General features: G+C 45.5%; 9 protein-coding genes and 4 tRNA genes. 12 read left to right on the forward strand and 1 reads right to left on the reverse strand.

The window, feature by feature from the left end:
• Positions 1-40: 40 nt before the first annotated feature.
• Entirely contained in the window at positions 41-970 is a 930-nt protein-coding gene (gene coaA / locus OJ16_RS08630) for a type I pantothenate kinase (protein ID WP_040989445.1), read from the reverse strand.
• A gap of 205 nt (positions 971-1,175) precedes the next feature.
• Here coaA and OJ16_RS08635 point away from each other — a divergent pair.
• From OJ16_RS08635 to rpoB, 12 genes are all read left to right on the forward strand, one after another.
• Positions 1,176-1,251 (forward strand) — tRNA-Thr (locus OJ16_RS08635).
• 51 nt (positions 1,252-1,302) lie between these two features.
• Positions 1,303-1,387: transfer RNA gene (locus OJ16_RS08640), tRNA-Tyr, on the forward strand.
• Positions 1,388-1,421: 34 nt separating this feature from the next.
• A tRNA-Gly gene (locus tag OJ16_RS08645) sits at positions 1,422-1,496 on the forward strand.
• Between the two features lie 12 nt (positions 1,497-1,508).
• A tRNA-Thr gene (locus tag OJ16_RS08650) sits at positions 1,509-1,584 on the forward strand.
• 102 nt (positions 1,585-1,686) lie between these two features.
• Positions 1,687-2,871: an elongation factor Tu gene (gene tuf / locus OJ16_RS08655; protein WP_040989447.1), complete on the forward strand. Its 1,185-nt coding sequence runs from the start codon at positions 1,687-1,689 to the stop codon at positions 2,869-2,871.
• A 274-nt stretch (positions 2,872-3,145) separates the two neighbouring features.
• Positions 3,146-3,526: a preprotein translocase subunit SecE gene (gene secE, locus OJ16_RS08660; RefSeq protein ID WP_040989449.1), complete on the forward strand. Its 381-nt coding sequence runs from the start codon at positions 3,146-3,148 to the stop codon at positions 3,524-3,526.
• Between the two features lie 13 nt (positions 3,527-3,539).
• A complete protein-coding gene (gene nusG / locus OJ16_RS08665) occupies positions 3,540-4,088 on the forward strand; it encodes a transcription termination/antitermination protein NusG (RefSeq protein WP_040989451.1) in 549 nt (182 codons plus the stop codon).
• Positions 4,089-4,231: 143 nt separating this feature from the next.
• Positions 4,232-4,660 (forward strand): 50S ribosomal protein L11, encoded by a 429-nt coding sequence (rplK, locus tag OJ16_RS08670; RefSeq protein WP_005596690.1) that lies wholly within the window; start codon positions 4,232-4,234, stop codon positions 4,658-4,660.
• Positions 4,661-4,664: 4 nt separating this feature from the next.
• Complete coding sequence (rplA, locus tag OJ16_RS08675; protein WP_040989457.1) at positions 4,665-5,366, forward strand: 50S ribosomal protein L1; 702 nt, start codon at positions 4,665-4,667, stop codon at positions 5,364-5,366.
• Between the two features lie 294 nt (positions 5,367-5,660).
• The gene (gene rplJ, locus OJ16_RS08680; protein WP_040989459.1) at positions 5,661-6,155 is read left to right on the forward strand and encodes a 50S ribosomal protein L10; all 495 of its coding nucleotides are present in this window, start codon (positions 5,661-5,663) and stop codon (positions 6,153-6,155) included.
• A 59-nt stretch (positions 6,156-6,214) separates the two neighbouring features.
• Entirely contained in the window at positions 6,215-6,580 is a 366-nt protein-coding gene (rplL, locus tag OJ16_RS08685) for a 50S ribosomal protein L7/L12 (protein WP_040989461.1), read from the forward strand.
• Positions 6,581-6,808: 228 nt separating this feature from the next.
• Positions 6,809-10,837 carry a DNA-directed RNA polymerase subunit beta gene (gene rpoB, locus OJ16_RS08690; RefSeq protein WP_040989463.1) on the forward strand — a complete coding sequence of 1,343 codons (4,029 nt, stop codon included), beginning with the start codon at positions 6,809-6,811 and terminating at the stop codon, positions 10,835-10,837.
• Positions 10,838-10,877 lie beyond the last annotated feature (40 nt).

The following is a 10,877-nucleotide window of genomic DNA, read 5'->3' on the forward strand; positions in this document are numbered from 1 at the left end:
CTTTTTTACGAAACAAACATAGAGAGTGGGGGAATGTCGTTTATTTACGAATTAAAATCTCTTCCACTAAATGATTCTTTCCCTTCTTAAGCACTAATTGTGCGCGCCCCTTTGTGGGCAACACGTTTTCTTGAAGGTTAACGCCGTTAATGGTGCGCCAAATCTCTTTTGCTTTGTTGATGGCCTCTTGCTCACTCAGCTGTGTGTAGTGGCTAAAATAGGATCCTGGCTCAGCAAAAGCACCTTGACGGAATTTAAGAAAGCGAGCGATATACCAGCTTTCAATCACATCCGTATCGGCATCAACATACAAAGTGAAATCAAGGAAGTCAGAGACAAAGACACGATGAGGATCGTGTGGGTAATCCATGCCACTTTGCAGTACGTTGAGCCCTTCGATAATCAAAACGTCGGGGCGGTCAATGACTTTCACGTCATCGGTAATGTCATAGGTCAAATGCGAATATTGCGGAACCTGCAAATGAGGTTTGCCGGATTTGATGTCAGAGACAAATTCGACGAGGCGTTTAATATCGTAAGATTCAGGAAAGCCCTTTCGGTGCATAATCCCGCGCTCATTCAGCACCTTCTTTGGATACAGAAAACCATCCGTGGTCACCAGCTCAACCTTGGAGTGGTTATCCCAACGAGACAGTAACGCCTTAAGCAGTCGAGCGGTGGTGCTTTTGCCCACGGCCACACTGCCGGCGATGCCAATGATGAACGGCGGCGCATTATCCTTCGCTTTATCACCAAGAAAATTTTGCAAGACCGAGTTACGATTTTGACGAGCAGCGATATAAAGATTGAGCAAACGAGCCAAAGGCAGGTAAATCTCTACAGATTCTTCCATGGTTAGACTTTCGTTCACACCTTGCAGCTCTTTTAAGTCTTGTTCAGACAAAGTCATGGGTACTGAATTTCTGAGCTCAGCCCATTGCTGCCTATTAAAAGAGAGGTATGGCGTCATAGTTTCCCTAATCGATTTATCGCACTGAGGGGGGAAAATACATCAAGCGAAAGAGAAAGAAAATGACAGACGCTCCAGAATTGTTTTTTACGATAATAATTGCATGAAAAATCGGCAAGTGAAGAGAAAATTGATAAAAAAAATACTTTTTTCAAATTTACCCTTGCAAGGTAGAAAATCATTCAATAGAATGCGCACCACTTATGCCGACTTAGCTCAGTAGGTAGAGCAACTGACTTGTAATCAGTAGGTCACCAGTTCGATTCCGGTAGTCGGCACCATTCTCTCCTGTTTCTTCGAAACGCCGTAGTGAGAATGGAATGTAAAAATTTGGAGGGGTTCCCGAGTGGCCAAAGGGAGCAGACTGTAAATCTGCCGGCACTGCCTTCGATGGTTCGAATCCGTCCCCCTCCACCATATTCTTTAGGAAATAGCTCGAAGAGTTACGTGTGCGGGCATCGTATAATGGCTATTACCTCAGCCTTCCAAGCTGATGATGCGGGTTCGATTCCCGCTGCCCGCTCCAATCACTAGTGTTGCTGATATAGCTCAGGCGGTAGAGCGCATCCTTGGTAAGGATGAGGTCCCCAGTTCGATTCTGGGTATCAGCACCAGCTCCCAAAGCAAAATTTTCCTTTTGATGTATACTTTATCACCAATAAGTTTGGTTACGTGGTCATTTGCGCCACTTAAATCCGTACCTAGAGGGACTATTCATGTCTAAAGAAAAATTTGAACGTGTAAAACCGCACGTAAACGTTGGTACTATCGGCCACGTTGACCACGGTAAAACTACTCTTACTGCAGCTATCTGTACTACTCTATCTAAAGTATACGGCGGTTCTGCTCGTGACTTCGCTTCAATCGATAACGCTCCTGAAGAGCGCGAGCGCGGCATCACAATCTCTACTTCTCACGTAGAGTACGATACTCCAGCACGTCACTACGCACACGTAGACTGTCCAGGACACGCGGATTATGTTAAAAACATGATCACTGGTGCTGCACAAATGGACGGCGGTATCCTAGTTGTTGCTGCAACTGATGGTCCAATGCCTCAAACTCGTGAGCACATCCTACTAGGCCGTCAGGTTGGTATCCCTTACATCATCGTATTCATGAACAAATGTGACATGGTAGATGACGAAGAGCTACTTGAACTAGTAGAAATGGAAGTTCGTGAACTTCTTTCTGAGTACGATTTCCCAGGTGATGACCTACCAGTTATCCAAGGTTCTGCACTAGGCGCACTAAACGGCGAAGAGCAGTGGGAAGCTAAGATCATTGAACTTGCAGAAGCTCTAGATTCTTACATTCCAGAACCTGAGCGTGCAATCGATATGCCATTCCTAATGCCAATCGAAGACGTATTCTCAATCCAAGGTCGTGGTACAGTAGTAACTGGCCGTATCGAGCGCGGTATCCTAAACGTAGGTGACGAAGTAGCAATCATCGGTATCAAAGATACTACGACTACTACTTGTACTGGTGTTGAAATGTTCCGTAAACTGCTTGACGAAGGTCGTGCAGGTGAGAACGTTGGTGCACTTCTACGTGGTACTAAGCGTGATGACGTTGAACGTGGCCAAGTACTTGCTAAGCCTGGTTCAATCACTCCACACACTAAGTTCGAGTCAGAAGTATACGTACTTTCTAAAGATGAAGGCGGCCGTCATACTCCGTTCTTCAAAGGCTACCGTCCACAGTTCTACTTCCGTACAACTGACGTAACTGGTGATATCTCTCTACCAGAAGGCGTAGAAATGGTAATGCCAGGCGACAACATCCAAATGATCGTTGAGCTAATCGCTCCAATCGCAATGGATGATGGCCTACGTTTCGCTATCCGTGAAGGTGGCCGTACTGTAGGTGCTGGTGTTGTTGCTAAAATCTTCGAATAATTCTTAGGAATTAGCTGAAGACTTCAGAAAATCTTGAATAAGATTTGACGAACCAGTAGCAAAAAGGGCATCATTTGATGCCCTTTTTCTGCACAAAAAATAATGTTTGCTGAATTATTGTTCATGTAGGCATTAGCAGGAATTTTTTGGCAAAAAGTAATTTTGGTCAATAAAAGAGGACGTCAATTTTTTAGAAAATTGGTCGTTTCATGGATTTGCCCTGCAGCAGCGGGGTTGTTGTCGTCTATATTAAGACTTGTGACAGGTTGGTTTTATGAAAGCAAATAATGCTGAAACTCCTGAGAGCTCAAATGGCGCAGATATCTTTAAGTGGGTAATCACTTTTGTTCTGCTAACTGCCGCTGTTGTGGGTAATTACCTGTATGGTGATATGTCTGTAGTTATTCGTGCTGCAGGCGTTGTTGTACTAATTGCAGCAGCACTTGGTGTTGCGGCTACAACAACTAAAGGTAAAGCTTCGATCGTGTTTGCGAAAGAATCTCGTATGGAAGTTCGTAAAGTGGTTTGGCCAACGCGTCAAGAAACTCTGCAAACGACACTGATCGTTTTAGCTGTAAGTATTGTAATGGCTCTAGCACTTTGGGGCATTGACGGCATTATGGTTCGTCTTGTTGCATTTGTGACTGGGGTATAGAGGGTTTTTATTCATGAGTGAAGCTCCAAAAAAACGCTGGTATGTAGTTCAAGCCTTCTCTGGTTTTGAAGGTCGTGTAGCTCAATCTCTTCGCGAGCATATCAAAATGCATAGCATGGAAGAGCTATTCGGTGAAGTACTTGTCCCTACTGAAGAAGTAGTGGAAATCCGCGCTGGGCAACGTCGTAAGTCTGAGCGTAAGTTCTTCCCAGGTTACGTGTTAGTTCAGATGATCATGAACGATGAATCATGGCACTTAGTGCGTAGTGTTCCGCGTGTCATGGGCTTCATTGGTGGTACCTCTGATCGTCCGGCTCCTATCACTGATAAAGAAGCTGACGCGATTCTTAATCGTCTTGAAAAAGCGAGTGAAGCACCTCGTCCACGTACTATGTACGAAGCGGGTGAAGTGGTTCGCGTGACCGATGGTCCATTTGCTGACTTCAACGGTACGGTTGAAGAAGTAGATTACGACAAGAGCCGCGTGAAGGTGTCTGTATCGATCTTTGGTCGTGCAACACCAGTTGAGCTTGAGTTCGGTCAAGTAGAAAAGCTTGATTAAAAAAACAACTCTTAGAGGGTTGTTTAAGGCGTGAATTATGACTATAATTTCGCGCCTTTTTGTTTCTGTTGAAGCAAAAAGATTTTTACATAACGGGGAGCTGATCCGTTGATTAGCGTTTGAACCCATACTTAGGAAATATCATGGCTAAGAAAGTTGAAGCTTATATCAAGCTACAAGTTGCTGCTGGCGCTGCAAACCCAAGTCCACCAGTTGGTCCTGCTCTAGGTCAACACGGTGTTAACATCATGGAATTCTGTAAAGCGTTCAACGCAAAAACAGAATCTCTTGAGAAAGGCATGCCGACTCCAGTAGTTATCACAGTTTACAGTGACCGTTCTTTCACGTTCATCACTAAGACTCCTCCTGCTGCAACTCTTCTTCTGAAGGCAGCTGGTCTTAAGTCTGGTTCTGGTCGTCCAAACACTGAAAAAGTGGGCACGATTACTGAAGCTCAAATCCAAGAAATCGCAGAAACTAAAGCTGCTGATATGACTGGTTCTGATATTGAAGCGATGAAACGTTCTATTGCGGGTACTGCTCGTTCAATGGGCCTAGTGGTAGAGGGTTAAGATCATGGCAAAACTTACTAAGCGCATGCGCGTAATTCGCGAAAAAGTTGACGTAACTAAAGAGTACGACATCAACGAAGCTGTAGCTCTTCTTAAAGAACTAGCAACTGCTAAATTCGTAGAATCTGTTGACGTTGCTGTTAACCTAGGTATCGACGCTCGTAAATCTGACCAAAACGTTCGTGGCGCAACTGTGCTACCACACGGTACTGGTCGTGATATCCGCGTTGCTGTATTCGCTCAAGGTGCAAACGCTGAAGCTGCTAAAGAAGCTGGCGCTGACCTAGTGGGTATGGAAGATCTAGCTGAGCTAGTTAAAAAGGGCGAAATGAACTTCGACGTAGTTGTTGCTTCTCCAGATGCAATGCGCGTTGTTGGTCAACTAGGTACAATCCTAGGCCCACGTGGTCTGATGCCAAACCCGAAAGTTGGTACTGTAACTCCTAACGTTGCTGAAGCGGTTAAGAACGCTAAAGCTGGTCAGGTTCGTTACCGTAATGACAAGAACGGTATCATCCACACTACAATCGGCAAAGTTTCTTTCGAAGCGAACCAACTACAAGAGAACCTAGAAGCTCTACTAGTTGCGCTTAAGAAAGCTAAGCCGTCTTCAGCGAAAGGCGCTTTCCTGAAGAAAGTTAGCATCTCTACTACAATGGGTGCTGGCGTTGCAGTTGAACAGGCTAGCCTGAACACTCAAGCGTAATATATTTGCTTAGGCGCAAAATTAATGTATAATTCTGCGCCTAATATTTGTGGTTGGGGCTGAACTTTGGTTCGTAAAACTTTCGGGTTTTGCTGAATTATGACCCAGTCTCCGTCCAAGACCGTAGGTGTCTTTCTTTGCTTGCAAAGCTTGACTTAATCATCCTACGTAGATGGTGCCCGAACTGACAGAAAGCTCTATGTAAATAGTTACTTTCTTCTGGGAAGCACCTAAATAGCTCTCACTGTTGTGATAATAGTGAGTGGTGTAATAACAACCAGGAGTAAATCCAAGATGGCTTTAAACCTTCTAGACAAAAAAGCAATTGTTGCTGAAGTCAACGAAGCTGCCAGTGGTGCACTTTCTGCAGTTGTAGCTGATTCTCGCGGTGTAGCTGTGGGTGCAATGACTTCTCTACGTAAACAGGCTCGTGAAGCTGGTGTTTATGTACGAGTTGTTCGTAACACTCTAGCACGTCGTGCGGTTGAAGGTACTCAGTACGAGTGTCTAACTGACACTTTCACTGGTCCTACTCTAATCGCGTTCTCTAACGAGCACCCAGGTGCTGCAGCGCGTCTTTTTAAAGACTTCGCTAAAGAGAACAAAGAATTCGAGATCAAAGCTGCTGCATTTGAAGGCGCTCTAACTGACGCTGAACTACTAGCGACACTACCAACTTACGACGAAGCGATTGCACGCCTAATGATGTGCATGAAAGAAGCTTCTGCTGCGAAATTGGTACGTACTATCGCTGCTATCCGCGATCAAAAAGAAGAAGCTGCGGCGTAAGCCTTGCTTTTTTTACTGGTTGCAAAATAAACTTATTGTTGACTTAAAAGAGAATTGTTATGTCTATTACTAACGAGCAAATCCTAGACGCAGTTGCAGAAATGTCTGTAATGCAAGTTGTTGAACTAATTGAAGCAATGGAAGAGAAATTCGGCGTATCTGCAGCAGCTGCTGTAGTAGCGGGCGGCGCAGCAGCAGCAGCTGTTGAAGAGCAAACTGAATTCGACGTAATCCTAACTGCTGCTGGCGCTAACAAAGTACAAGTTATCAAAGCTGTACGTGGCGCAACTGGTCTAGGCCTTAAAGAAGCTAAAGGTCTTGTAGACTCAGCTCCTGCTGCTCTTAAAGAAGGCGTAGAGAAAGCTGAAGCTGAAGCTCTTAAAGCACAGCTAGAAGAAGCTGGCGCTTCTGTTGAAATCAAGTAATTATTACTTAATTTCATAGCCGTAAGGCTAATGGCTGGTGGTTTATTAACCACCGGCCTTTTTGCGCTGTAGGGTCTAGGTGAATTTTCCCGCTGTTTAAGCACCTTTATCCGAGCAAAACTCATGATATTCATCGAATGACGTGAGACTACAGTAAACAGTTGTTAGTCACTGTCCCACCCGTCAGGCGGACAGTTTGGGTCACTTATCAGCGAGCTGAGGAACCCCATGGTTTACTCTTATACCGAGAAAAAGCGCATCCGTAAGGACTTTGGTACTCGTCCGCAAGTTTTGGACATTCCATACCTTCTATCGATCCAGCTCGATTCGTTCGAAAAATTTATCGAACAGGATCCTGAAGGACAATACGGTCTTGAAGCTGCTTTCCGTTCTGTTTTTCCAATTCAGAGCTACAACGGCAATTCCGAGCTGCAATACGTTAGCTATCGTCTTGGTGAGCCAGTTTTTGATGTTAAAGAATGTCAAATTCGCGGTGTTACTTATTCGAAGCCACTACGCGTAAAACTACGCCTTGTGATCTTTGATCGAGACGCACCAGCAGGTACTGTAAAAGACATTAAAGAACAAGAAGTCTACATGGGCGAAATTCCGCTTATGACAGACAATGGTACCTTCGTAATTAATGGTACCGAGAGGGTTATCGTATCCCAGCTGCATAGAAGCCCAGGCGTTTTCTTCGACAGCGATAAGGGTAAGACCCACTCATCAGGCAAAGTTTTATACAACGCACGTATCATTCCTTACCGTGGCTCATGGTTAGACTTTGAGTTCGATCCTAAGGATAACTTATACGTACGTATCGACCGTCGTCGTAAACTACCTGCGTCAATCATCCTACGTGCACTTGGTAAGACTACCGAAGAGATCCTTGATCTATTCTTCGAGAAAGTTAACTTCCAAGTGAAAGATCAAACTCTATTAATGGAGTTGATCCCAGAGCGTCTACGTGGTGAGACGGCTTCATTTGATATTGAAGCAAACGGCAAAGTTTACATCGAGCAAGGTCGCCGCGTAACTGCGCGTCATATTCGTCAACTTGAAAAAGAAGGCGTTGACCACATCGAAGTACCTGTTGAGTACATCGTTGGTAAAGTTGCGGCACAAGATTACGTAAACGAAGCGACTGGCGAAGTGATCGTTTCTGCTAACCAAGAGATCAGTCTTGAAGCGTTAGCGAACCTATCTCAAGCTGGCCACAAAGCGCTAGAAGTTCTATTCACGAACGATCTAGACCACGGCCCATTCATGTCAGAAACGGTACGCGTTGACAGCACTGTTGATCGTATTTCTGCACTGGTAGAAATCTACCGCATGATGCGCCCTGGCGAGCCGCCAACGAAAGAAGCGGCTGAATCTTTGTTCGAAAGCCTATTCTTCTCTGAAGAGCGCTACGATCTATCGACTGTTGGCCGTATGAAGTTCAACAGCTCAATTGGTCGTGCTGACGCAGACGAGCAAGGTACGCTAGACGAGCTAGATATCATCGAAGTGATGAAGAAGCTGATCTCGATTCGTAACGGTAAAGGCGAAGTGGACGATATCGACCACCTTGGCAACCGTCGTATCCGTTCAGTTGGCGAAATGGCTGAGAACCAATTCCGTGTTGGTCTTGTACGTGTTGAACGTGCAGTGAAAGAGCGCCTAAGCCTTGGTGACCTTGATGCAATCATGCCTCAAGATCTAATCAACGCTAAGCCTATTTCAGCAGCGGTTAAAGAATTCTTTGGCTCTTCACAGCTTTCACAGTTTATGGACCAAAACAACCCGTTATCAGAAGTGACGCACAAACGTCGTATTTCTGCATTGGGTCCTGGCGGTCTTACTCGTGAACGCGCTGGCTTTGAAGTACGTGACGTACACGTAACTCACTACGGTCGTCTATGTCCGATCGAAACGCCAGAAGGTCCAAACATCGGTTTGATCAACTCACTATCTGCGTTTGCGCGTTGTAACGAATACGGTTTCCTAGAAACTCCGTACCGTCGCGTAGTAGATGGCGTTGTAACTGACGAAGTAGATTACCTATCTGCAATCGAAGAAGGTCAATACGTTATCGCTCAGGCGAACACGAAATTGACTGAAGAAGGTACATTTGATGATGAGCTAATCACTGCTCGTCAGAAAGGTGAATCTGGTCTTCACCCTCGTGAACACGCCCAGTACATGGACGTTGCAACGAACCAGGTAGTATCTATCGCGGCATCGCTTATCCCGTTCCTAGAACACGATGATGCGAACCGTGCCTTGATGGGCGCGAACATGCAACGTCAGGCGGTTCCAACTCTACGTGCTGATAAGCCGCTAGTTGGTACTGGTATTGAACGTAACATCGCAGTTGACTCTGGTGTTACTGTTGTTTCGAAACGTGGTGGTTCTGTTCAGTCTGTAGATGCTTCTCGTATCGTTATTAAAGTGAACGAAGAAGAATTGGTACCTGGCGAAGCTGGTATCGATATCTACAACCTAACAAAATACACTCGTTCTAACCAAAACACGTGTATCAACCAACGCCCATGTGTAATGCCTGGCGAACCGGTTGCTCGTGGCGACGTTCTTGCTGATGGTCCTTCAACAGACCTTGGTGAGCTAGCGCTTGGTCAGAACATGCGTATCGCATTCATGCCTTGGAATGGTTACAACTTCGAAGACTCGATCTTAGTATCTGAGCGCGTAGTTCAAGAAGACCGTTTCACGACAATCCACATTCAAGAACTATCTTGTGTGGCGCGTGATACTAAGCTTGGTGCTGAAGAAATCACAGCTGACATTCCAAACGTAGGTGAATCTGCTCTGTCTAAACTAGACGAGTCAGGTATCGTTTACATCGGTGCGGAAGTGAAAGGCGGTGACATCCTTGTAGGTAAAGTCACGCCTAAAGGTGAAACTCAGCTAACACCTGAAGAGAAGCTACTACGTGCAATCTTCGGTGAGAAAGCGTCAGACGTTAAAGATACGTCTCTACGCGTACCAAACTCAGTTTCAGGTACGATCATCGATGTTCAAGTTTTCACTCGCGATGGCGTAGAGAAAGACAAGCGTGCGCTTGAAATTGAACAAATGCAGCTGAAAGAAGCGAAGAAAGACCTAACTGAAGAATTCCAGATTCTTGAGGGTGGCCTTCTTAACCGCGTTCGCTCTGTATTGCTAGATGGTGGTTACTCTGAAGCGAAACTAGGCACGACTGATCGTAAGAAGTGGCTAGAGCTAACGCTTGAAGATGATGCTCTACAGACTCAGCTTGAGCAACTAGCAGAGCAGTATGACGAGCTACGTGCAGACTTCGATAAGAAGTTTGAAACTAAGCGTCGTAAGATCACACAAGGTGATGATCTAGCACCTGGCGTACTGAAGATCGTTAAGGTTTACCTTGCGGTTAAACGTCGCATTCAGCCTGGTGATAAGATGGCAGGCCGTCACGGTAACAAGGGTGTAATCTCTAAGATCAACCCTGTTGAAGACATGCCATACGATGAAAACGGTCAACCGGTAGACATCGTACTTAACCCGCTGGGTGTACCTTCGCGTATGAACATCGGTCAGATCCTAGAAGTTCACTTAGGTCTGGCAGCGAAAGGTATCGGTGAGAAAATCAACAAGATGGTGAAAGAGCAGCAAGAGCTAGCGAAATTCCGCGAATTCCTGCAAAAAGTTTACGACCTAGGCGAAACTCGCCAGACAGTAGACATTGCTTCTCTATCTGATGCTGAAGTGCGTACATTGATCGGCAACCTACGTGGTGGTCTACCAATCGCAACACCAGTATTTGATGGTGCACCTGAATCATCAATCAAAGCTCTTCTAGAGCTAGCAGACCTGCCAACATCTGGTCAGCTTAAGTTGTTTGATGGTCGTACTGGTGATGAGTTTGAGCGTCCTGTAACTGTTGGTTACATGTACATGCTGAAACTAAACCACCTTGTTGACGACAAGATGCACGCTCGTTCTACTGGTTCGTACAGCCTAGTAACTCAGCAACCACTTGGTGGTAAAGCTCAGTTCGGTGGTCAGCGTTTCGGTGAGATGGAAGTATGGGCACTAGAAGCATACGGTGCTGCTTACACGCTTCAAGAAATGCTAACCGTTAAGTCAGATGACGTTAACGGCCGTACTAAGATGTACAAAAACATCGTAGACGGTAACCACAGCATGGAACCTGGCATGCCAGAATCATTCAACGTATTGTTGAAAGAGATTCGCTCGCTAGGTATCAACATCGAGCTAGAAGACGAAGAGTAATCTCTTTATTCCCTGAGCGAGAGCTCAGGGAAATTAAAGC

It is taken from the genome of Vibrio renipiscarius, assembly GCF_000827885.1.
Taxonomy (GTDB): domain Bacteria; phylum Pseudomonadota; class Gammaproteobacteria; order Enterobacterales; family Vibrionaceae; genus Vibrio; species Vibrio renipiscarius.